This is a genomic window from Stenotrophomonas sp. GD03877, from assembly GCF_029840555.1.
Lineage (GTDB): Bacteria > Pseudomonadota > Gammaproteobacteria > Xanthomonadales > Xanthomonadaceae > Stenotrophomonas > Stenotrophomonas geniculata.
The window spans coordinates 1-21,562 of sequence record NZ_JAOCCT010000054.1 but is presented as its reverse complement, the minus strand read 5'-3'; the positions used below and the strand labels follow the sequence as shown (position 1 = coordinate 21,562).

17 protein-coding genes are annotated in these 21,562 nt (G+C 66.8%); 4 read left to right on the top strand and 13 right to left on the bottom strand.

Annotation, left to right across the window (positions count from 1 at the left end; translation table 11 throughout):
* Positions 1-220 precede the first annotated feature (220 nt).
* Genes N5D20_RS23790 through N5D20_RS23780 form a run of 3 tightly spaced genes read left to right on the top strand, consistent with a single transcriptional unit; the run spans position 221 to position 2,692 of the window.
* Positions 221-1,306 carry a L,D-transpeptidase gene (locus N5D20_RS23790; protein ID WP_191850749.1) on the top strand — a complete coding sequence of 362 codons (1,086 nt, stop codon included), beginning with the start codon at positions 221-223 and terminating at the stop codon, positions 1,304-1,306.
* 17 nt (positions 1,307-1,323) lie between these two features.
* Entirely contained in the window at positions 1,324-2,049 is a 726-nt protein-coding gene (locus N5D20_RS23785; protein ID WP_010483599.1) for a murein L,D-transpeptidase catalytic domain family protein, read from the top strand.
* 34 nt (positions 2,050-2,083) lie between these two features.
* On the top strand, positions 2,084-2,692 hold the full coding sequence (locus N5D20_RS23780; RefSeq protein ID WP_279915093.1) for a HutD family protein: 609 nt from the start codon (positions 2,084-2,086) through the stop codon (positions 2,690-2,692).
* Between the two features lie 46 nt (positions 2,693-2,738).
* Here the strand turns inward: N5D20_RS23780 and N5D20_RS23775 are convergent, their stop codons facing one another.
* The 13 genes from N5D20_RS23775 to N5D20_RS23715 form a co-directional block, all read right to left on the bottom strand.
* Entirely contained in the window at positions 2,739-4,343 is a 1,605-nt protein-coding gene (locus tag N5D20_RS23775; RefSeq protein WP_279915092.1) for a sulfite reductase subunit alpha, read from the bottom strand.
* Complete coding sequence (locus tag N5D20_RS23770) at positions 4,340-5,311, bottom strand: FAD:protein FMN transferase (protein WP_279915090.1); 972 nt, start codon at positions 5,309-5,311, stop codon at positions 4,340-4,342. Before N5D20_RS23770 ends, N5D20_RS23775 begins: the two co-directional genes overlap by 4 nt.
* Before the next feature lie 54 nt (positions 5,312-5,365).
* A complete protein-coding gene (locus tag N5D20_RS23765; protein WP_010483590.1) occupies positions 5,366-6,169 on the bottom strand; it encodes a DUF4198 domain-containing protein in 804 nt (267 codons plus the stop codon).
* A gap of 73 nt (positions 6,170-6,242) precedes the next feature.
* Positions 6,243-6,761 (bottom strand): DUF2271 domain-containing protein, encoded by a 519-nt coding sequence (locus N5D20_RS23760; RefSeq protein ID WP_004147429.1) that lies wholly within the window; start codon positions 6,759-6,761, stop codon positions 6,243-6,245.
* A 26-nt stretch (positions 6,762-6,787) separates the two neighbouring features.
* On the bottom strand, positions 6,788-7,426 hold the full coding sequence (locus N5D20_RS23755) for a PepSY-associated TM helix domain-containing protein (protein WP_010483588.1): 639 nt from the start codon (positions 7,424-7,426) through the stop codon (positions 6,788-6,790).
* 243 nt (positions 7,427-7,669) lie between these two features.
* A complete protein-coding gene (locus N5D20_RS23750) occupies positions 7,670-10,090 on the bottom strand; it encodes a TonB-dependent receptor (protein ID WP_191862958.1) in 2,421 nt (806 codons plus the stop codon).
* A gap of 146 nt (positions 10,091-10,236) precedes the next feature.
* Positions 10,237-10,647 carry a hypothetical protein gene (locus tag N5D20_RS23745; RefSeq protein WP_049413405.1) on the bottom strand — a complete coding sequence of 137 codons (411 nt, stop codon included), beginning with the start codon at positions 10,645-10,647 and terminating at the stop codon, positions 10,237-10,239.
* A 164-nt stretch (positions 10,648-10,811) separates the two neighbouring features.
* Positions 10,812-11,489: a Fe2+-dependent dioxygenase gene (locus tag N5D20_RS23740; RefSeq protein ID WP_019336499.1), complete on the bottom strand. Its 678-nt coding sequence runs from the start codon at positions 11,487-11,489 to the stop codon at positions 10,812-10,814.
* Between the two features lie 10 nt (positions 11,490-11,499).
* A complete protein-coding gene (locus N5D20_RS23735; RefSeq protein ID WP_019336500.1) occupies positions 11,500-12,219 on the bottom strand; it encodes a tetratricopeptide repeat protein in 720 nt (239 codons plus the stop codon).
* A 68-nt stretch (positions 12,220-12,287) separates the two neighbouring features.
* Entirely contained in the window at positions 12,288-14,594 is a 2,307-nt protein-coding gene (locus tag N5D20_RS23730; protein WP_049455687.1) for a TonB-dependent receptor, read from the bottom strand.
* A 150-nt stretch (positions 14,595-14,744) separates the two neighbouring features.
* Positions 14,745-15,149 carry a hypothetical protein gene (locus N5D20_RS23725; protein ID WP_043398425.1) on the bottom strand — a complete coding sequence of 135 codons (405 nt, stop codon included), beginning with the start codon at positions 15,147-15,149 and terminating at the stop codon, positions 14,745-14,747.
* A 203-nt stretch (positions 15,150-15,352) separates the two neighbouring features.
* Positions 15,353-15,685, bottom strand: a complete 333-nt coding sequence (locus N5D20_RS23720) for a non-heme iron oxygenase ferredoxin subunit (protein WP_043398428.1) — start codon at positions 15,683-15,685, stop codon at positions 15,353-15,355.
* Positions 15,682-16,221 (bottom strand): GNAT family N-acetyltransferase, encoded by a 540-nt coding sequence (locus N5D20_RS23715; RefSeq protein ID WP_010483573.1) that lies wholly within the window; start codon positions 16,219-16,221, stop codon positions 15,682-15,684. Before N5D20_RS23715 ends, N5D20_RS23720 begins: the two co-directional genes overlap by 4 nt.
* A gap of 241 nt (positions 16,222-16,462) precedes the next feature.
* Between N5D20_RS23715 and N5D20_RS23710 the strand changes: the two genes are divergently transcribed.
* Positions 16,463-21,562, top strand: a 5,100-nt coding sequence (locus N5D20_RS23710; protein WP_279948144.1) for a wall-associated protein, incomplete at its 3' end; no start/stop codon positions are given.

The following is a 21,562-nucleotide window of genomic DNA, read 5'->3' as shown; positions in this document are numbered from 1 at the left end:
GATACAAACAGGACAGACGCGGCCGCGTGCAGGATGCAACGCTACCCCCACAGCGCAGGATGCGAGGGGGCGGCAGCAGGCCGACAAGGACGTAACGATTGCCCGGTACGACACATGGCTGTGTCGCCGGGCAGTTTCATTTCCGGCGCCTGGTTTTGCCGCGGCCACCACGGGCCGATGGTGTACGGTGGCCGCTCCGCATGGAAAGGACCCCCGCTGGATGCTTCCGCACCGCCCCACGACCCTGATGCTCGCCCTTGCACTGGCCCTGCCGCTGCTGGCCCATGCCGCTGCGCCTACGCCGGCCGCCAAGCCTGCAGCTGCCGCTGCGGCCACCGCCGAGGTACGCGGACCGACCGACCTCAAGCCGGGCGAATACCTGTGGCATCCGGAAATCTCGCCGACCGGCCCGATCGTGCTGGTGGTCAGCCTTGATGAGCAGCGCGCCTATGTCTACCGCAACGGTATCGCCATCGGCCTGACCACGATCAGCTCGGGCAAGGCCGGGCACGAGACGCCGACCGGTGTGTTCACCATCCTGCAGAAGGACAAGGACCACAAGTCCAACCTCTACAACAGCGCGCCGATGCCGTACATGCAGCGGCTGACCTGGGACGGCATCGCCCTGCATGGCGGCAGCCTGCCCGGGCATCCGGCCTCGCACGGCTGCGTGCGCCTGCCGCAGGCCTTCGCGCAGAAGCTGTTCAGTGAAACCCAGCGCGGCGATACCGTGGTCGTGGCCGATGCCAAGAGCTCGCCGATGACCCTGGCCTATCCGTCGGTGCTGGCGCCGGTGAACGCGCGCGGCCAGGCCCTGCCGGAGACCGAGGGCGGAGCCCCGGCACAGGCCTGGTGGAACGACGCCGCGGCGCCGGCCGGGCAGGTCGGCATCCTGGTCAGCCTGCACGACCAGCGCCTGTACGTGCTGCGCGACGGCGTGATGATTGGCGAGTCGCCGCTGAAGGCCGACGCCTTGCCGGCCTTCCAGGGCACCACGCTGTTCGTGATGGGGCAGGGTTACAGCGACACCCCCAGCCCGCTGGACGTGAACCAGCGGCTGCACCAGTGGACGGCCTATCCGTTGCTGGGCCAGGACCGTGCCCAGGCCACGCCGGACCTGCTGGCCACGCCCTCGCTGCCGATGGCGCTGCCGACCGATTTCGCTCGCCAGCTGTACCAGGTGCTGGTGCCGGGCACGACCCTGCTGGTCACCTCGCTGCCGGCGGTCCGCCCAAGCCCGGCTGAATCCGGAATGCAGCCGGTCTTGGAATCTGAGCCGCCAGGGTCCACCCTCAAGGGCAACTGAGTCCCCTCGTTGTGCCCATGACTGCATCCCGCCTGTGCCGGCTGGCCGCGTTCGGCCTGCTGGCGACCTCGGCCAGCGCCCCGGCGCTGGCACAGACGCCCGCCCTCGCCACCTCTGCCGATGATCTGGCTGCCCTGCTGTCGCGCAGTGCGCCCAAGGCCGACCGCCACGTGCTGCAGCTGGCGGCGCACGCCATGCGCTGTGCGTTGCAGCGGCCGGAACTGGGCATCAATGGTGATCGCCTCAGCGTGATCGATTACTCGCGCCCGTCCACCGAGCCGCGGCTGTGGGTGTTCGACCTGGCCCATCAGCGCCTGTTGTTCGAGGAATGGGTGGCGCATGGCCGCAACAGCGGCGAGAACCGCACCGAGCACTTCTCCAACCGCGACGGCAGTTTCATGTCCAGTCTCGGCGCGTTCACCGCGCAGGAGACCTACATGGGCGGCAATGGATATTCGCTGCGCCTGGCCGGTCTGGAACCGGGCTTCAATGACCGCGCGCGTGACCGAGCGATCGTCATCCATGGTGCGCCGTACGTGAACCCGGCTACCGCGCAGCTGCAGGGGCGGCTGGGACGCAGCCTGGGTTGCCCGGCGGTGCGGCTGTCGGTGGCCAAGCCGCTGATCGATGCGTTGCGTGGTGGCACGATGGTGTTTGCTTACTACCCCGACCAGGATTGGCTGAAGCACTCGCAGCTGCTGGCCGGCGGGTGCGGTGGCCAGGGCACGCTCGCCACGCGGTGATGCACGACGGCGCGCGGCATGATGCAATGCGTGGATGAACATCGACTCCCTGCTGCACACTCCGAGCCAGGTCATTTCCAGCCTGGACTATCGCCGCGAACGCTGGCGGAATGGACTTGGCTGGACCCGCGAGATCCTGCGCCTGCCTGCGCAGGGGGATGACTGGGCGCTGCGCCTGTCGGTGGCCGAGATCGAGCAGGACGCCGCGTTCTCCGCCTTCCCCGGCGTGGAGCGCGAGCTGGTGCTGCTGCAGGGCAATGGCGTGCGCCTGCGCTTCGACGATGGCCGCGTTGCCGAGGTGCTGCCGCCGCATGGACGGGTGCGCTTTGCCGGCGAGGAAACCCTGCACGGTGAACTGGTCGATGGCACCACCCACGACTTCAACCTGATGTGGAAGCGCGAGCTGCTGCAGGCCGAACTGCTGCACCGGCCACTGGTGGGCGCGATGTTCTTCTTCTGCGAACCGGGCGTGGCCTGGGCGCTGCATCTGCTGTCCGGTCAGGCAGAGTTCGGTGCCGACAGCGGCCTGCCCGCGCTACGGGCCGGCGATACCGCGTGGTTGGCGGCCGGCGAACGTCAGCGGCACGCGTTGCAGGGCGGTGGCGAGTTGTTGGCGATACGGGTCTGTGCAGCGGCGGGATGATTCCTGGGCGCCGGTGGGCCCCACGCCATGCGTGGATGCGGCGACCTCAATACACATCGCGCCGGTAACGACCGGCCAGCAGTAGTGCTTCCTTGCCCGCAGCACCCAGCACCTGCTCGATCAACGCATCCACCGCCGGGGCCATGCCCTGCAGGCTGCCGCAGACCAGGATCGTGGCGCCTTCATCCACCCACTGCCGCAGCGTTGCCGCTTCGGCCAGCAGCCGGTCCTGCACATAGCGATGCGCGCCGCCGTCGCGGCTGAACACGGCATCCAACCGTGCCAGTGAGCCGTCGGCCAGCATTGCCTGCAGTTCTTCACCGAAGTGGAAGTCGTGGGCGGCGGTGCGCTCACCGAACAGCAGCCAGGTACGGCGTGCGCCACGCTGGGCACGTTCGTGCAGATGTGCGCGCAGGCCGGCGATGCCGGTGCCGTTGCCGATCAGCAGCAGCGGTACATCGAAGGGGACGCCATGGAAATTGTCGTTGCGGCGCAGGCGCAGCTGCACCGGTTCGCCGATGGCCGCGTGGTCGCACAGCCAGCCGCTGCCGATGCCAGGCGTGCCGTCCGCGCGCAGCTGGCGACGCAGCAGCAGTTCCACCGCACCGTCGGCCATCACCGAGGCGATCGAGTACTCGCGATGGGGCAGCGGTTGCAGGGTCGCCAGCAATGCGGGCAGATCACCTGGGGGAACCAATGAGGGCAGGTGCGAGCGCGCGACGCGTGCCAGCAACGTCTGCCCGTCATCCAGCACGGTATCCGCATCGAAGCGTTGTGCGTCCAGCCAGGCACGCACGGTGTGCGGTGCGTGCTGCGGGCCGATCTCGGCGATGTCACCGGCCTGCCACTGCGCATCTGCATCGGCCGGGGGCTGCAGGCGCAACCAATACACGGGGCCGCCGGGGCTGCCCGGGTTCAGATGCTCACGTTGTAGCAGCGTCCACGGCTGGTACTCGGCCGGGCTCCAGTCGGGCAGTTCGCTGGCGCCGCCGCCGAGCTGGCCCAGCAACTGCTGCCAATGGCGCAGCGCGGCCGGATCGGCGTTGTCGACTTCGATCGCATCGAACAGCGGATGCGCACCATGCTGGCGCAGCCACTGGTCGAGCTGGTGGCCGAATCCGCAGAAGTGGCCGTAACTGCGGTCGCCCAGTGCGAGCACGCCGTACTGCAGGTGCTGCAGCGCAGTCGGTGAGGCCATCACCCCGCGCAGGAACGGCAGCGCATGATCGGGTGGATCGCCTTCGCCAGTGGTGCTGGCGATGAACAGCGCGCGCTGGCTGTCGGCCAGCAACGCGGCGTCGACCTCATGCAGTCCGCGCACGCGCACTGGCACGCCGGCACCGCGCAGGGCCTCGGCGCTGCGTTCGGCCAGCTCACGCGCTAAGCCGGTCTGGCTGGACCAGACCAGCAGGATCGGTGCGACGTCGCCACAGGCGGCATCGTCGCGCGGTCGCCCACGCCACCACAGTGCGGCGCAGGCCAGCGCATACAGCGCGGTGGCGATGATCGCGATCTGCGTTTGCCGTGCCGGCGGCGCGCCCTGCCACCAGGCTTCACCCAGATGCAGCCGCAGCAGCGCCCAGCCGATCACTGCCAACAGGAACAGAGCCAGTGCGTTGCCGAGCCACGCGCGCGATGGACGTGCGCTCATGCGTCCTGCTCGTCGAGCAGGCGCTGGAAAGCGCTGCTGAGGAATTCGCGGGGGCCTACGGCGGCCCGTTGCAGGTAACGCACGGCCAGCCCTTCGCGTTCGGCCAGCGCCATGCCCTGTTCGTGGCCGAGCACGGTCAGTGCGGTGGCCCAGGCATCGGCGTGCATGGCGTCGTCGGCCACCACGGTGACCGCTGCGGCGACCAGCCGCACCGGTCTGCCAGAGCGCGGGTCCAGGCTGTGACTGTAAGCCTCGCCATCGGCCTGGTACTGGTGCCAGCGATCACCGGAGGTGGCCACCGCCTTGTCCTCCAGCGCCAGCACCCGCGGTGGTGTTTCGGTGTGCGCGTCTTCTTCCGGTGCGGATTCCACCAGTACGCGCCAGGGGTGGCCGTCCGGTTTTCGGCCGTAGCCGGCCAGTTCGCCACCGACCTCGATCAGTGCAGCGGCGATGCCCTGATCGCGCAGCCAGGCGGCCACGTGATCGACGCCGAACCCCTTGGCGATCGCCGACAGATCCAGTTCCAGTCCGCCCGGTTGCAGCAGCGCATCGCTGCGCCATTGCAGGCGCTGCCAACCGCAGCGCTCGCGCGTGGCCTGCACGGTGGCGGCATCGGGTTGGCGGCGTTCGCCGGCATGTGCACCGAAACCCCACAGTGCCACCAACGGGCCGACGGTGGGATCGAATGCACCATCGCTGGCGGCGGCGATGGCCTGTGCGCAGGCCAGCACCTGGCGGGTCTCAGCCGGCAGCGCGCACCATTGGCCCGCGTTGGCGCGGTTGTAGCGGCTCAGGTCCGAGCCGGGCTCCCAGGTGCTCATCTGCGCGACCACCTCGTCCAGCCGCGCCTGGATGCCGGCATGCAGCGGGTACAGGTCGCGCTGGCGCGGCGCGACCAGCGACACGCTCCAGGTGGTGCCCATGGTGGTGCCACCGAGGCGGGCGATGTCGAGCAGGGGATCGGTCATGGTGGTGTGCTGCAGATGCGATGCCGGGGCTGCCCGGCATCGCGGTCCACGTCATTACTGCGGCAGCACTTCCAGCGTGGCCACGTAGCTCAGGCGGCGCTTGGCGGCCTGCTTCACCGAGGTCTTGTTGTCCTCGGTGCCGGTTTCCAGCCAGTACATGCCAGCTTCCGGCCAGGTCACCTTGATCTCGCCCTTGGCATCGCTGGTGACCTTCAGTTCGTCCTGCGCGTTGCGGTAGCGGGTGGCGCCACGCACGATCTCGAACTCCAGGCCGGTGGCCGGCTTGCCGTCGACCAGCACGCGGAAGGTGGCTTCCTCGCCGGCGAACAGGTCGTTCGGGTGGCCGACGGCGACCAGCTCGATGCCACGGTTGGTGGGCTTCAGCGCGGTGTCGTTCGGCGCACCGTTGGTGACGAAGGTCTCCACGCGGCCGACCGACTGGCTCACTTCCAGCTTCTTTGCGTCCTTGGGCAGTTCGCCGAAGGTGGCGACGCTGCCGCGCCAGCGCTTGCGCTCGCCGTTCTGCTCGTAGGTGGCGAACAGGCCGTCATTGACCGACGCGATGCGGTAGGTGCCCGGCTGCTTCAGTTCGATGTCGAACACGCTGCGGTACTTGCCGGTGGAGGCGTTCTGCGGCTGCACGGTGCTGCCGTCCGGCGCGGTGATCACCAGCGATTCCAGGCGCAGCGGCACGTGGTTGAAATAGAACAGGTCGTTGGAGACCGCACCGTCGACGGTGATCCACGGCGCGTTGCCGGCGATCACGGTCTGCGAGGGCAGCAGCCAGGCCTTGTGGGCCAGGGCGGAGAAGGGAAGGGCAGCGGCCAGGGCGGCGGCGAGGACGAGCGTGCGCTTCATGCGGAGGACTCCAGTGGATGCGGGTGATGCGGCAAGGAAGAGGGGGCTACGACTTGATCCCCTCCGTCCCCTCTCAGGGTTTGACGGCGAGGGTGACCTGGCCCAGTTCGGTGGCGCCCTGCGCCTTGCCGTTCTGTGCGGCGGTGGCCGGCCAGGTGAAGGGAATCTTCAGCAGTTCACGGCCGCCGACTTCGCGCACCGCTTCCACCACCAGGGTGTAGTTGCCCGGGGCCAGCTGCTTCAGTGCCGGCTGCTTGTCGTTGAACGACAGCGCGTGCTTGCCGGCCGGGCGGGTCGGGCCGGTCACGCCGTCCACCGGCACCTGCAGGGTGCGGCCGCTCTTGCGCCACCACTGGCGCAGGTCGGGCAGCCACTTGGTGCCATGGCCTTCGCTGTTGCTGGTCTGCTGGTACCAGACCGACAGGTTGGCCGCGACCTTCTGGTCGGCGCCTTCCAGCCACACCGCCACGTACGGGCGGTGGTACTCGGCGACGTTGAGCTTGGGCACTTCGACGTTGATGTCGAGCGTGGTGGCATAGGCCGGCGAAGTGGCCAGCAGGCCGCTGAGGGCGATGGTCAGGGTGACGCGCATGGGGCGGCTCCAGGAACGAAGGAAAGTCAGTGGATCAGCAGCAGGGCGATCAGCAGCGGGATCATCAGGCCGAGGCCGACCAGCGGCCAGGTCATGCGCCGCTGCCGCGCATGCAGGTGCAGCAGGAACAGGCCGGTGATGCAGAACACCAGGCAGGCCACGGCGAACAGGTCCAGGAACCAGCCCCACGCCGGGCCGGCATTGCGGCCCTTGTGCAGGTCGTTGAGGTAGGACACCGCGCCGCGCGAGGTTGATTCGTATTCCACCGCGCCGGTCTGGCGATCGATGCTCAGCCAAGCATCGCCACCGGGGCGCGGCAGCGACAGGTAGATCTCTTCGGCCGACCATTCGGCCGGGCGGCCGCCAATGGCGATGCCCAGCTGCGTATCCAGCCATTGCCGCGCCGGGCGCGGGATCGGCGCGTTGCCGTCTTCGCGGGTGCCCAGTTGGCCCAGCAGTTCGGCCGGCAGCTCCAGATGCTGGTTCTGCACCTCGGGCTTGGCCTCGATCTTCGCGGCATGGTTGAGGGTCAGGCCGGTCACCGCGAACAGCAGCATGCCGATCAGGCACACCGCCGAGCTGATCCAGTGCCACTGGTGCAGCGTCCGCAGCCAGAAGCCACGGTTCTGTTGCTGCTGCACGGTGGAAGAGGCAGGACGGCTCACGGCACGGTTCGGGGCGGACGGGGACTGCCCATTACATCATTGATGAGAATAGCTCGCAATTGCGTGTCGTTCTGTATCCCGGAGGGGGCTTTAGCGGTTGCCGGCCAGCGGCCGGCACTACCGCCACCGCGGGTCGGTAGATCCACGCCATGCGTGGATGAAGCGGTGCCGACCAAGGTTGGCACCCACCAGAGCAGGGCGGTGCCAACCAAGGTTGGCACCCACCAAGGCGGTGCGCGGCGATCAGAACTTCGCGTTGAGCGAGATCCAGTAGCTGCGGCGCTGGTCCTTGGTCGCATAGTCGTCCACGCAGTTGAATTCGCTCTGGCTGATCAACAGGCACGACTGCGAGACGAAATCCTTGTCGAGCAGGTTGTTGACCCGTGCGTTCACCGTCAGCCAGGGCGTGGCCTTCCAGCTGCCACCGAGATGGAAGATCGTGTAGTCCTCGTAGTAGCGGGTGTGGCTGGCGCCGCTGGCATCCAGCAGCGTGTCGCGGTAGCGGTCGTAGCGGCCCTCACCGATCAGCGACAGGCTGACCGCTTCATTGATCTGCCAGTTGAGGCTGGCGTTGGCCATGTGTTTTGCCGGCATGGTGCCGCTGATCGGCAGCCCCTTCTGTGCGCCACTGGTCTGCTCACTCTTCGTCCAGGTGTAGTTGCCGCGCAGCTGCAGGGTGTCGAGCAGGTCGACATGACCGGCCAGCTCGGCACCGCGGGTCTCGGCCTTGTCGATGTTCACGCTCTGGGTGAAGGTGCTGTAGCCCAGTGCTGCCCAGCCTGGGCCGATGTCCACGCAGTAGCCGCTGCCGGCGCGGGCCACTTCGCAGTTGGGGAAGGTGCCGCCGCTGGCGATCTTGTCCTCGAATTTGTTGAAGAAGCCGGTCACGTTGAAGCCCCAGCGCTGGCCCTCGTAGTAGGCGGCCAACTCGTAGTTGGTGCTGGTTTCAGGCTTCAGGTTCGGCGAACCCACCAGCGGCAGCACGCCCTGGCCACCGAAGCCGGTGATGCCCGGGAACAGCTGGTCCGGACGCGGGGTCTTGTAGCCGGTGCTGACGCCGCCCTTGAAGGTCCACGCGTCGCTGGCGTTCCACACCAGGTAGCCGCGCGGGCTGACGTGGCTGCCGAACACGTTGTGGTCGTCGTAGCGCAGGCCGAAGGTGGCGGTGAGGCTATCGGTCAACGCCCAGTTGTCCTCGGCGAACAGGGCCCACATGCGGTGCTTCTGCTTGGTGTTGCTGCGGTAACCGGCGCCATCCATGCCGAACACGCCATCGATCATGTCGGTGTCGTTGTACTGGCCGCCGACGGTCAGCTTGTGCGCGCCGAAGTCGAGGTCGAGCATCGTGTCGAGCACGTAGCCTTCCAATTCCATGGTGCGCAGCGGGCGCGGCAGGAACGCCTGCAGGCGCGCCATCTCGCTGGGATTGAGTGCGGTCAGCGCATTGCCGCGGCCGGCCGCACAGTTGTTGGCGGCACCGGTGCGGCGGCAGACGTCATTCCACAGCGTCTGCAGGTTGGCGCGCTCGTCCAGGGTCAGCGGCAGCGAGCGGCCGAGGTTGCTGCTCTTGCTGTGGGTCAGCGAGGTCTGCCAGGTGCCGAAGCTGTAACGGCCCTGGTGGGTCAACGACAACTGATCGCGCTCGTAGCGCTGGTAGGCGGTGTAGCCGACGCGCGGCTGCACTACGCGGCGGGTGACGGTGCCGCTGCCGTTCGGGTTGGGGATGACCGCGTTGCCGACGCGCCACAGGCTGGCCAGGCTGTCCAGCGTGCCGGTCTGGCCTTCGCTGTTGTCGTACTTCTGCCGAGACACGTCGTAGTCCAGCCACAGTTCGTGATCATCGTTGACGCGGAAGTCCAGTCGTACGCCGGTGTTCCAGTTGGTGTTGGCAACCGACTTGCCACCGCCGCCGAAGCCGATGCTGCGCTCCCACAGGCTGCCGTCGGGCAGGGTCAGTGCATCCCACTCCGGATTGGACGCCTTGGCGTCGTAGTAGCTGCCGCGCACCGCCAGGCTGAGGCGGTCCTTCAGCAGCGGGCCGCTGAGGTACAGGTCGGTGGTGCGTGCATCACCGAACTGGTCATCCTGCTGCACGGTGAAGCCCTGGGTCACGGCGCCGTGCCAGCTGTCCTGGTTGCGTCGGGTGATGATGTTGATGACGCCGCCCATCGCATCCGAGCCGTACAGCGTGGACATCGGGCCGCGCACCACTTCGATGCGTTCGATCGCGTCCAGCGGCGGCAGGTAGGCGAACTGGCCGCCACCGAAGTTGTTCGGGTACAGCTGGCCGACATTGCTCTGGCGGCGGCCGTCGATCAGCACCAGCGTGTACTCGGACGGCAGGCCGCGCATGGAGATGGTGGCACGACCGTTCTTGTCGCTGGCTTCCAGGCCGACATCGATGCCTTCGACGTCGCGCAGCGCGTCGACCAGGTTGGTGTAGGGGCGCTTGCTGAGTTCTTCGCGACTGACCACGCTGATGCTGGCCGGTGCATCGACCACCTTCTGCTCGAAGCCGGAGGCGGTGACCACCACCTTGTCCAGCGTCTGCGGCGCGCCGGAAGCGTCACCGTGGGCGAAGGCAGGGGCGGTCATGGCCGCCAGTACGGCACTGGTCAGCAGGGTACGGGACAGGGACGAACGGACACGATGGCGCTGGGCCATGGCAGTAACCTCGAAGGATGCAGGGTGGTGCAATGCCAGGCGCGAGTGGCGCGGCATGCACGGGGAGGCCCGGTCAGGGGCGGCAGGGATGAAGCAGGCAGCGGTGCGCTGACGCGACCGCGCGGGCGGTCACGCAGGGCCGTGGATCAGGCGAGCGGCGGCGCCTGGCCGCGTTGCTGGCGGCGCCCGGGCGCGTCGGCCCAGGGCGTGTCCGGAGCGGCCAGCGGCCAGTCCGGGCGCACACCGGGCATGGCCGGCGTGGCGGGTACGAGTTCACGTTCGGTACGCAGCCACTGGCTGGCCAGCAGCAGCGGCGGGTGTGCCTTCTCGGCTGATTTCACCGGCGCGGCAGCACAGCGACGCAGCTTGGCCGGGGCTTCTTCCTGCAGCGGGGCTTCGCCGCCACGCTCTTCCAGCGGCGGCTGCACTGCCTGCGCGGCGTTGCCGGCGTGGGCCTCTGGGAGCAGCGGCAGAGTACCCATCAGCAGTACCAGCATCGCCACCCACGCCAGCAGGCTGGCCAGCGCAGGACGCTGGCCGCGCATGGCGGTGCCCATCTTGCGATGGATGAGTGGGCGAGGGCGAAGCGGGCGCAGCAAGCAGGGGTCCCCAGGGGTCTGCCGGCAGTGGCCGGCATCAACGGGGCGTGATTGTAATGAGAGCTGTTAGCTGTTGCAAATGAGAATGATTGCCAAAATGTCGCAGGCCGGCCCGGCAAGGCTCAGACTTCGCTCCAGCGCCGCAGCAGATTGTGGTACACGCCGGTCAGCTGCAGCACCGCTTCGGCGTCGCCGCCGGTCTGCCGCAGGCGCTCGATCGAACCGTCCATTTCCCACAGCAGGCGGCGCTGCACATCGTCGCGGACCATGCTCTGCACCCAGAAGAACGAGGCCACGCGCGCACCTCGGGTCACCGGCCGCACCTGGTGCAGGCTGCTGGACGGATACACGATCAGGTCGCCCGCCGGCAGCTTCACTTCATGCTCGCCGTAGGTGTCGCTGATGATCAGTTCGCCGCCCTCGTACTCGTCCGGCGCCGAGAGGAACAGGGTGCAGGAGATGTCCGAACGCAGCTGTTCGCCGTTGGCCAGGTTCATCACCGCGCCGTCGACGTGGAAACCATAGGTGCCGCCGCCGCTGTAGCGATTGAAGCGCGGTGGCAGGTACTTCAGTGGCAGCGCGGCGCTGAAGAACAGCGGGTGCCGGGCCAGTGCGACGAGGATGATCTCGCCCAGTTCGCGGCGCAGCGGTGAGGCCTCGGGCAGCTGCTGGTTGTGCTTGGCCTGTGCGCCCAGATGGCCGACGGTCTCGCGGCCATCGGTCCAGTCGGCGGCATCCAGCCGGCGGCGGAAGTCGGCCACCTGGTCGGCGCTGAGAATGTCGGGGATGTGCAGCAGCATGCGGGACTCCTCAGAGGGACGGCGGTGCGACCAGGGCGCGCACCTGTGGATGCGGCGATGCGGCCAGTTCCGGCACGAGGTGCGCCATGAACGCCGGGCTGCCGTGGGCCAGTGCAAGCCGCAGCCAGTGCACGGCCTGCTCGACGTGGCCGGCCTGCAGCAGGATCGAGGCGTAGTTGGCCTGGCCGCGGAAATCACCGGCCTCGGCCGCGCGCTGGTACCAGTCCAGCGCCGCCTGCGGATCGCGCTCGATCTCCAGTCCGTCTTCGAGGTGGCGGGCCAGCAGGTTCATCGATTTGGCGTGGCCCAGGTGCGCGGCGCGCGTGTACAGCGCCAGCGCCTGCGCGCGGTCCAGCGGCACGCCGCGGCCGGTGGCCAGCAGGTTGGCCAGGTTGTACAGGCCCCAGTCCAGCCCGGTGTCGGCCGCGCGGCGGTACCACACTGCGGCCAGTGCCGGATTGGCCGTGGTGCCCTGGCCCAGTTCGTGGCAGCGGCCAAGCATGTTCATCGCCATCGGCGCGCCGTTGTTGGCGGCGGTTTCGTACCAGAGCAGTGCCGCCGAGGCGTCCTGCGCGGTGCCTTTGCCTTCCATGTGCATCTGCGCGAGCAGCAGTTGTGCCTCGACCTGGCCGGCCTGCGCAGCGTCGCGCACGCGTGCGAACGCGGCTGCCGGGTCGTGCTGCAGCAGTTCGGCCAGGGCGTCGCTGTCGATGGGGGTAAGGGTCGCCATGGGGTGAGTATCGCCGGAAACAAAAACGGCGGCAGGAGAGCCTGCCGCCGTGGTGGAGCGAAGTTACATCAGAACTTCACGTTCAGTGCCAGGGTGGCCGAGCGACCCGGGGCGATGCTCGCGTAGTGCGAGGCATAGGCCTTGGTGAAGTAGGTCTTGTCGGTCAGGTTCTGCACGTTGAGCTGCAGGCTGATGTTGTCCTGGATCGCGTAGCTGGCCATCGCGTCGAAGCGGGTGTAGCTGGCAATCCACTTGGTGTTGGCCACATCACCGTACTGCTTGTCCGAGTAGAACGCACCAGCGCCGATGGTCAGGCCGATCGGGAAGCGGTAGGTGGTCCACAGGTTGGCGCTGTGCTTGGCGGTGTTCGGGAACACGTTGCCGTTGTTCGGCGACGGCACGTAGACGTTGGACGGGCAGGTGCGGCCCACCGGTGCGCCACAGACAAAGCCATTGTCCTTCAGCTCGGAATCGAGGTAGGTGTAGCCGCCGTACAGGCTCCAGGCGTCGGTCAACTGGCCGTTGAAGCCCAGCTCGAAACCGTTGATCTCTTTCTTGCCGGCGTTCTGGCTGGTGCCGTTGTCGACGGTCACGCGCGCGTTGTTCATCACGGTGTGGAAGATCGCAGCAGTCAGGTTCAGGCGGTTGTCCAGCAGGTCCCACTTGGTGCCCAGTTCGAGGTTCTTCGTGTCCTGCGGCTTGAGGTCGGCAACGGCCGCGCTCAGGCCGTCCGAACCGTCACCACCGTCCATGCCCGGCGGGGTCGAGGAGGTGCCCCAGGACAGGTAGATGCTGCCGTTGGTGGCCGGCTTGAACACGACGCCGGCCTGGTAGTTCAGGAAGTCGTTGCTGTTGCGCACGCGGGTCGGTGCCTTGCCGGCCACCGGAGTGGTCAGGGTGGTACGGAAGTCGTCGTAGCGCAGGCCGAGGTTGATCATCCACTGCTCATTGAGCTCGATGGTGTCGAACACGTAGGCCGAGGTGGTCTTGGTGCGCTGCTCGACGTCCAGCGCCTTGTCGCTGCGATAGACGATCTGACCGGCCGCCCACGGATCGTTCGGGTTCGGATTGTTGAAGTCGGTGCAGTTGTAGCCGGTGGCCGCGCCGGACACCTGGCAGCGAGTGCTGTTGGCGCTGTTTTCAAGGGGATTGGCGGTGCCCGGCGACATCAGGTAGCTGCCGCGGGTCATCTTCTCGTCGCTGTACTCCACGCCCGCGCTGTAGCTGTGCTTGAGCGCGCCGGTCTGGAAGGCGCCGGTCAGGCCCAGCTGGTCCGCGAAGCTCTTGACGTCGACGGCGCGGCTGTTGGTGCGGCGCCACAGGGTGCCGTAGTTGTTCGGGTTGCCCTTGCTGTCGTCGGGCTGGGTCCACAGGTAGTCGTTGCTGGTGTTGCCCAGGCGCGCGATGTTGCGCAGCTTGTGGCCGCCGAAATCGTAGCTGGCGTCCAGGGTGCTGATATCGGCGCGGGTACGCTGGAAATCACGGTCGACCAGGCCGTAGTAGTTGTTGCGGTCCGGCACCATCGGGCGGCCGTCGCCGTTCTTGGCCACGTTCGGGCCGCTGGTGAACGGGTTGTTGTACGGGAAACCACCCGCGTCCGGCAGGTCATCGCTCTGCATGTGGTAGTGGCTGGCGATCAGCTGCGCCGGGCCGTTCAGGCCGAACGCGATCGACGGCGCGATGCCCCAACGGCTGACATTGGCCGCATCACGACCGGCGATGTCCGACGCGTGCTTCATCAGGTTCAGGCGGGCGGCGATGCCATCGCCCAGCACGTAGTTGGCGTCCACGGTGCCGCGTGCGTAGCTGTCGGTGCCGATGCCCATGCTGGCGCTGGTCTCGTTCTTCAGCTTCGGCGTCTTGCTCACCAGGTTCAGGCTGCCACCACCGGAGTCACGGCCGCCGTAGGCCGAACTCGGTCCCTTGACCACTTCCACCTGCTCCAGGTCGAAGATCTCGCGGGTCTGCGAGCCGACGTCGCGCAGGCCGTCGACGAAGACGTTGCTCTGCGAATCGAAGCCACGGATGAAGGGGCGGTCACCGGTCGGGTTGCCGCCTTCGCCGGCACCGAAGGTGATACCCGGGACCATGCGCAGCGCATCCTGCAGGTTGGTCGCACCGGTTTCGGCGATCAGCTTTTCCGACACGATCGACACCGACTTCGGGGTGTCCAGCAGCTCGGCAGTGAACTTCGGCGAGGACGGATTGAACCAGCTGCCGCGCACCTGCACCTTGTCCAGGTCGGTGGCGTTGCGGGAGCTGGCATCGGCGCTGTCGGCGGCCTGTGCGGCCAGCGGTGCGAAGCCGGCGGCCAGGGTGGCGGTAGCGAGCAGGGAAACGCGCGGGGCGTGCTTGCGGGACGTGATGTGGGTCATGGTCTGGGTGGCGGTGGCTTGGATCAGAAAAGGGCGCGGGCCGAAGCGCAGGCAGCGCGACGACATGTAGAAGGCGGTATCTGTAGAGCCGAGCCGACGCTCGGCTGGCAGGAAACGTAAACAGGCGCACGGCAAAAGCCGCAGGTCGCCTCAGCTGGCGTGCGGTGCGGGCGGTGCGTGGCCGGGGTTCAACCGCAGTGCGGGATCGTGCAGCTGCCAGCGCAGGGCGTTGGAGCGCCATAGCGGAACATGCGCGACCAGGGCGGCGCGCGGGGGAGCCAGTCCGGTACAGGGCGTGGTGCCCTCGCCATCCAGCGGCGGCTCCGGTGCTGGCGCGGCATGGTGCGGGCACGCGTCCGCCGGCGGGGCCGGCATCGGCATGACCTGCTGCAGATCATCAGCGTGTGCCTGCCAGCCGTGGGCAGCCGGGTTGTTGCCGCGCCCTTCGTGCAATGCCGACCAGCCCAGCAGCAGCGTCAGCAGCACGACCACAAGCAGCGGCCACCCTTGACGGGCAAGCTGGCACAGCGTGGCGGTGGGCGCGGGCGAAGCCATGGCGCGGGGGCAGAGTCGTTACGAAGATGTTACGTAGAATAACATCAACGATAATGATTCGCATGTGCGGGGCGTGGCGGCCTCCCGAGGCGGCCACGGGGCGCCCTGGAAGGGGCCTCATGGCCTTCCGGTAGATCCACCCCATGGGTTGATGCTCTCTGGCGGGGCGCCCCGTGGATGATCTCTCCGGGCGGAGCGCTGCCTCAATCCCGGTCGTCGCGGGTCCAGACAGCGTCGTGCTCGCGCTTCACCGGAAACTTGGGCACAGGGCTGTAGGCCGGCGCGCACAGCGCGCGCCCGTCACGCACGTCGAAGCGCGCCCCGTGCAGCACGCACTCCACACTGCCTTCGGTGGTGTTGAACTCGCCCGAGGACAGCTCGAACTCTTCATGCGTGCACTGGTCTTCCAGGGCGTACAGCTCGCCGTCGAGGTTGAACACCACGATCGGCGTGCCGGTCACCTCGTCGAACACACTCTTCATTTCACCCGGCAACAGCTCGGCGCCGGCACAGACGAAGGTCCAGGCCTCGCTCACGCGACGGCTCCGGTCAGCGGCTTTTCCAGGATCTCGAAGCGCAGGTCGTCGCGCTTTGGAATGCCGAAACGCTCGTCGCCATACGGGAACGGCTTCTTGATGCCGGTGCGGCTGTAGCCGCGACGCTCGTAGAAGGCGATCAGCTCGTCGCGCACGTCGATCACCGTCATCTGCATCACCGGCACCTTCCATTCGCGTGCGGCGTGCGCTTCGGCAGCGTCCATCAGCTGCTTGCCAACGCCGCCACCCTGCTGGGCCGGGTCGACCGAGAACATGCCGAAGTAGCCCTTGCCGTCGAGATCGGCGACATGGGCGCAGGCCACCAGCTGATCCCCGCGCTCGGCCAGCAGAATGGTGGAGCGCGGGCGGTCCAGGTCGGCCTGGATGCCTTCGGCGTCGATGCGGGCGCCGTCCAGCAGGTCGGCTTCGGTGGTCCAGCCGACGCGGCTGGCATCGCCGCGGTAGGCCGAGGTGACGAGGGCAATAAGGGCGGGGATGTCGGCCGGCGTGGCGGCGCGGAAGGTCAGGGTGCTCATGGGGACATTCTATGTGGAGCGGGGAAGGGCACGGGAGGCTGCTGGCTGACGTGACTTTGCCGAGTGTGGCCAATACGTAGACTTGACGCCATCTTCATTATTCGTTCATATCTGTGACCAGCACCCGCCCACCGTGAAGCAACGCGTGGCTGTCTGCCGGCGTGGGTGCCGCCTGGTCGAAGGCGAACTGCCGTTCGGCGCAGGTGGGGCACACAGGGACGTCGATCCAGGGAGGATCTGCATGCAGTCTGGCCTCATTTCATATCCGCGCGCCGCAATGGCTGCCAAGGGTCTTCTTCTCGGTGTCGTTGCCCTGTGCGTGCTGGCACCGGTCGGCGTTTCCGCCCAGATCGTTCCCACCTGGCGGCAGGAGTACGACAAGCGACTGAAGTACGGGGACCTTGTCGAACCGCTGAAGGGCGAGATCTTCGGCGAGCAGGTCAACCTCTATGACGGTTCGATCAGCTTCAAGGCCACGGATGTTTCGATTCCGGGCAATGGTGGGCTCGCGGTTTCGCTCAGCCGCAGTTATGGGGATGTCAGCGGCAGTGCAAATGACAAGGAGTATGGAAACTGGGATCTCGACATTCCGTCGCTTTCAGGCACTTACGGAGACCAGCCGGAAACTGCGATCGGCGGGCATTGGACGCCAAGCGCCCGTTGCTCGACAGTTTCCGCACCTCCGTCGCTGGATGTCTGGAACTACAAGCATACCCAGACCATCAATTTTTCTCCCCACACCTATTGGGATGGGGTGAGGCTTTCATTGCCGGGCGGAGGCGGTGAAACCGTCCTGGCGGGCAGCGGGGACGCGCGCCAGCCAACTCCGCAGGTTGGCACGCCAACGCCCTGGAACACAAAAGGGGGATGGTTCTTCTCCTGCCTCAATGCGCTCAAGAGCGGCCAGCCGGGCGAAGGCTTTCTGGGCCACGCGCCGGATGGAACCAAGTACTACTTCGACTGGATGGTGGCGCGCGAGAACGAGTCTGCCGTTCTCCAGCCCTACGACACCATCACCCATGCCACGCTGAAACGGAAAAAGGTCTTCCTCTATCCATCCCAGGTTGTCGATCGTTTCGGTAACTGGGTCCGCTACGAATGGAGTGGCGGGCGGCTGGATCGAATCGTTGCCAACGATGGGCGCAGCATCAGCCTTGCCTATGACTCCCAGGGCCGCATTGCAACGGCAACGGCAGCGGGCCGCACCTGGACCTATGGCTACACCCCGGCCGGTGTGTTGCAGTCGGTGACGCTGCCGGATGGCACCGCTTGGCGTTACGACCTGCCTCCGGTCCACGTGACGAAGAAGTACCCCGAATATACCGGGCAGGACCCCTCAGCCTACATGGACTACCCTGGGCTGTGCGCGAAGACGAACAAGATCGTGCAGACCGAGGTGACAGCCTCCATCACGCATCCATCAGGTGCGGTGGGAACCTTTGTATTCCGACCTTTCCGGCACGGGCGCAAGAATGTTCCGTTCAACTGCCAGACCTCCGGCGACGAACAGTTGCTGGCCGACGGATGGAATCTCACGCCCCTCTATCGGGACGCGATGTCTTTGGTAGCAAAGCGGATAAGCGGCCCGGGGATGCCCACCGCGCAGTGGAGCTATCAGTACACCAATCTGGGGTGGCAGTACGACAGGAGAGTCGACCAGGCTGGGTGGCCGATGATCCCGGTGGGGCAGGCAGAACCCAAGATTACAATTGAAACTCTGCCGGACGGGGTCATTCGGACCTACGAATTCGGGAAGGAAGTCGGCTACAACGACGGTCGATTGTTGTCCACGACCACCAGCTCGGGTGGCGCGGTGGTTCGCACCGAGCGCAGCAACTACTACCCGGACGCGCAGCTTGCCAGCGCACCGTTCCCGGGCGAGGCGGGCCGGAATCTCAAGTACGGGGCCAGGGAACTGGGAGAGCATTTGAATCGCCCAGTGCAGAGCACAGTCGTGAATCAGGATGGCGTGCAGTTCACCCGCACCGTGCAGGCCTTTGATGCATTTGCGCGCGAAGTCACCGTTGTCGAAGCGAATTCCGCCGGCCAGAGTCGCACCAGCAGCACCAGCTACTACGACAATCCCGCGCTGTGGGTGAACGGCCAGGCGGCGCGCAGTGTGCTCAATGGCATCGAGCAGTCCCGCACCGAATTCGATACGGCCAAAGCACTACCGTTACGCGCCTATGCATTCGGCCGTCTGGCGCAGCAGGTGACCTACGCAGCCGACGGCACGGTTGCCTCGGTGGCCGATGGCCGCGGCAATACCAGCCATCTGTCGGGATGGAAGCGTGGTGTTCCGCAGCAGCTGCGCATGCCGGCCACGCCCGAAGCGCCCAATGGCGCGGTGCGCACGGTTGTCGTCGACGACAACGGTTGGATCACCTCGCTGACCGACGAAACCGGCGCAACCACCAGCTTCAGCTACGACAGCATGGGCAGGCTGCGCAGCCAGCAGTTCCCTGGCGGCGACAGCGTGAACTGGAATGGCGTAACCATGGACCTGCAGCGGCTGGGTGGCGCGCAGCTGGGGGTGCCCGCCGGTGCGTGGAAGCACTCCCGCACGCAGGGCGGGCGGCGCACGGATACCTACCTGGATGCGATGTTCCGCCCGGTGCTGGTGACCGAAAACGCCAACAACGTGCTGGACAGCGCCGTGGTGACCCGTTACGACACCAGCGGCAAGACCGTGTTTGCCTCGTATCCCACCCGGCAGTTCTCCGATATCAATGCCACCCTGACCGGCACCACGACGCAGTACGACGCGTTGGGCCGCCCCACCGTGGTCAGTCAATCGTCCGAGCTTGGGGCACTGGTTACCCGCACCGAGTACGTGGGCAACCTGTCGGTGAAGGTGACCAACCCCCGCGGGCAGGCTACGACGACCCGTCATCTTGCCTACGACCAGCCCAGCTACGACATGCCGCTGACGCTGCAGCACCCGGAAGGCGTAGTGACCGAGATCCAGCGAGACACGTTGGGCAAGCCGCTGGCGATCACCCGCCGCAGTGCAGACGGCAGCCAGTCGCTGACACGCCGCTACGTCTATGACGGCTACCAGCAGCTGTGCAAGACCATCGAACCGGAAACCGGCGCGACCGTGCAGGACTACGACGCGGCAGGCAACGTGCTGTGGTCGGCGGCCGGCACGGGTTTGACCAGCACCACCGATTGCAACCGCAGTGAAGCCCTGGCCAGCGGACGTGCGGTGAAGCGCAGTTACGACGCCGCCAACCGCTTGTCGACCCTGATCTTCCCGGATGGGCGCGGAAATCAGAACTGGTCCTACGCGCCTGATGGTCTGCCTGCCGAGATCAGTACGCAGAACGACCCGGCCCGGCCGATGGTCGTCAACCGCTACCAGTACAACCGCCGCCGCCTGCTCAGTGGCGAAACCCTGCAGCATCCGGATTTGGGTAATCTGAGCCTGGCCTATGGCTACGATGCCAACGGCACACTGGCCAGCAATACCTATCCGGGGGGGCGTGTCGTCAGCTATGCGCCGGATGCACTGGGTCGGGCGACGACGGTCGGCGGCTATGCGAAAGAGGCCAGTTACTTCGCCAACGGCGCGTTGGCCCGCTTCGTATATGGCAACGGGATCGTGCACACGTTGACCCAGAATGCCCGCGGACTGCCTGACCGCAGCCGCGATGCCACTGCAGCGGCCGCAGTGCTGGATGACAGCTATGACTACGATGCTGGCGGCAACGTGATGGCCATTTCCGATGGCCTGCCCGGGGCGCCCGGCAACCGGGACATGACCTATGACGGCCTGGACCGGTTGCGGACGGTCACTGCACCGGGCTTCGGCAACGCATTGTATGAGTATGACGCGCTGGACAACCTGCGCCGTGCCAAGGTCGGCAGCCGCGATCGTACGCACTATTTCGATCCGACGAATCGGTTGGTCAACGTGATCGAAACCGGAACCGGGGCAACCGTGACCGGTCTTGGCTATGACGTGCAGGGCAATCTTTCGGTGCGCAATGGCCAGGCTTTCGCGTTTGACTACGGCAACCGGCTGCGTGCGGCGGGTACAGCAGAGAGCTACGAGTATGACGCCCACGGGCGCCGGGTGAAGGCCAGCGCCAGTGGCAAGGGGGCAATCTACTCGTTCTACGACAACGGCGGTGTGCTGCGATTCCAGCGCAACGAACGTACCGGCAAACAGACCGACTATCTCTACCTGTCAGGCAGCCTGGTGTCCCAGGTGCATGGCGAAGCCGCACCCAGCGTTCCCGCGCTGAGTGCGCCGGGCTACATCACCCAGGGCAGCGTGAACCTGACCTGGAGCCCGGCCGGTGGTGCCAACCGCTATGAGCTGCAGCGTGCCCTTGCGGGCACCTGGAGCACGGTCTTTGATGGTGCGGCGCAATCGTTCACCAGCACCGGCCTGATCACAGGAACCTATCAGTTCCGCGTGCGCGGCTGCCGGGCGGTGTGCGGCGGATGGAGCAATGTCGCATCAGTGGCCGTGGCACTGGCGCCATCCACCGTACCGACCTTGAACGTGCCTGCCACGGCCTTCAATGGCAGCTACAGCGTGGGCTGGTCTACGGCCTCCGGTGCCGAGCGCTATGAGCTGGAGGAAAGCGCCAATGGTGGCGCTTGGGCCCAGGTGCACAACGCCATCAGTCAGTCCAAGGCCTTCAGTGGCAAGGCAGCGGGAAGCTACAACTACCGGGTTCGCGCATGCAATCCGGTGGGATGCACGGGATACAGCGCCACGGCCGCAGTGACGGTGGTGTATCCGCCTGCCACTGCGCCAGGTCTCTCTGCGCCGGCACGCGCTGCGCCGGGCAGTATCGGCATTGGCTGGAACGGGGTGGCTGGTGCCACGCGCTACACCCTGCAGGAAAGCAGCAATGGTGGCGGATGGGTCACGCTGTTCGACGGCAACGCGGGTTCCTATGCCACCGCTGCGCGCGGGGTCGGCAGCTATGGCTATCGGGTTGCCGCCTGCAATGGCGCAGGCTGCGGACCGTGGTCGGCCACGTCGACGGTAGCAGTGATCGGACCGCCGACGATCGAGCCGGTGATCAGCGCGCCGGGCCTGGTGAACGTGCCGCAGTACAGCCTGAGCTGGTCGGTGCCGGCCAACAGCGAGAGCTTCGTGCTGGAGGAGAGTGCCAACGGTGGTGGCTGGACGGTGGTGCATAACGGCGGCGGGAACAGCTTTGGTGCCAGCCGTGGCAATGGCAGCTACGCCTATCGCGTGAGGGCATGCAATTTCGCGGGGTGCAGTCCCTACTCGGGCATCGCCAATGTCTCCGTGGTGCTTCCTCCCGCGGCCACTCAGATCTACGTGGCCGAGTGGCTCAGCACGCGCAAGGCGCCT

Excerpts from the sequence above, each read along its gene's own strand:
- N5D20_RS23765 (WP_010483590.1), bottom strand. The coding sequence starts at position 6,169 with ATGAAGCGCACGCTCGTCCTCGCCGCCGCCCTGGCCGCTGCCCTTCCC.
- N5D20_RS23770 (WP_279915090.1), bottom strand. The coding sequence starts at position 5,311 with ATGACCGATCCCCTGCTCGACATCGCCCGCCTCGGTGGCACCACCATG.
- N5D20_RS23780 (WP_279915093.1), top strand. The coding sequence starts at position 2,084 with ATGAACATCGACTCCCTGCTGCACACTCCGAGCCAGGTCATTTCCAGC.
- N5D20_RS23725 (WP_043398425.1), bottom strand. The coding sequence starts at position 15,149 with ATGGCTTCGCCCGCGCCCACCGCCACGCTGTGCCAGCTTGCCCGTCAA.
- N5D20_RS23750 (WP_191862958.1), bottom strand. The coding sequence starts at position 10,090 with ATGGCCCAGCGCCATCGTGTCCGTTCGTCCCTGTCCCGTACCCTGCTG.
- N5D20_RS23775 (WP_279915092.1), bottom strand. The coding sequence starts at position 4,343 with ATGAGCGCACGTCCATCGCGCGCGTGGCTCGGCAACGCACTGGCTCTG.
- N5D20_RS23790 (WP_191850749.1), top strand. The coding sequence starts at position 221 with ATGCTTCCGCACCGCCCCACGACCCTGATGCTCGCCCTTGCACTGGCC.
- N5D20_RS23730 (WP_049455687.1), bottom strand. The coding sequence starts at position 14,594 with ATGACCCACATCACGTCCCGCAAGCACGCCCCGCGCGTTTCCCTGCTC.
- N5D20_RS23735 (WP_019336500.1), bottom strand. The coding sequence starts at position 12,219 with ATGGCGACCCTTACCCCCATCGACAGCGACGCCCTGGCCGAACTGCTG.
- N5D20_RS23740 (WP_019336499.1), bottom strand. The coding sequence starts at position 11,489 with ATGCTGCTGCACATCCCCGACATTCTCAGCGCCGACCAGGTGGCCGAC.
- N5D20_RS23785 (WP_010483599.1), top strand. The coding sequence starts at position 1,324 with ATGACTGCATCCCGCCTGTGCCGGCTGGCCGCGTTCGGCCTGCTGGCG.
- N5D20_RS23715 (WP_010483573.1), bottom strand. The coding sequence starts at position 16,221 with ATGAGCACCCTGACCTTCCGCGCCGCCACGCCGGCCGACATCCCCGCC.
- N5D20_RS23760 (WP_004147429.1), bottom strand. The coding sequence starts at position 6,761 with ATGCGCGTCACCCTGACCATCGCCCTCAGCGGCCTGCTGGCCACTTCG.
- N5D20_RS23745 (WP_049413405.1), bottom strand. The coding sequence starts at position 10,647 with ATGGGCACCGCCATGCGCGGCCAGCGTCCTGCGCTGGCCAGCCTGCTG.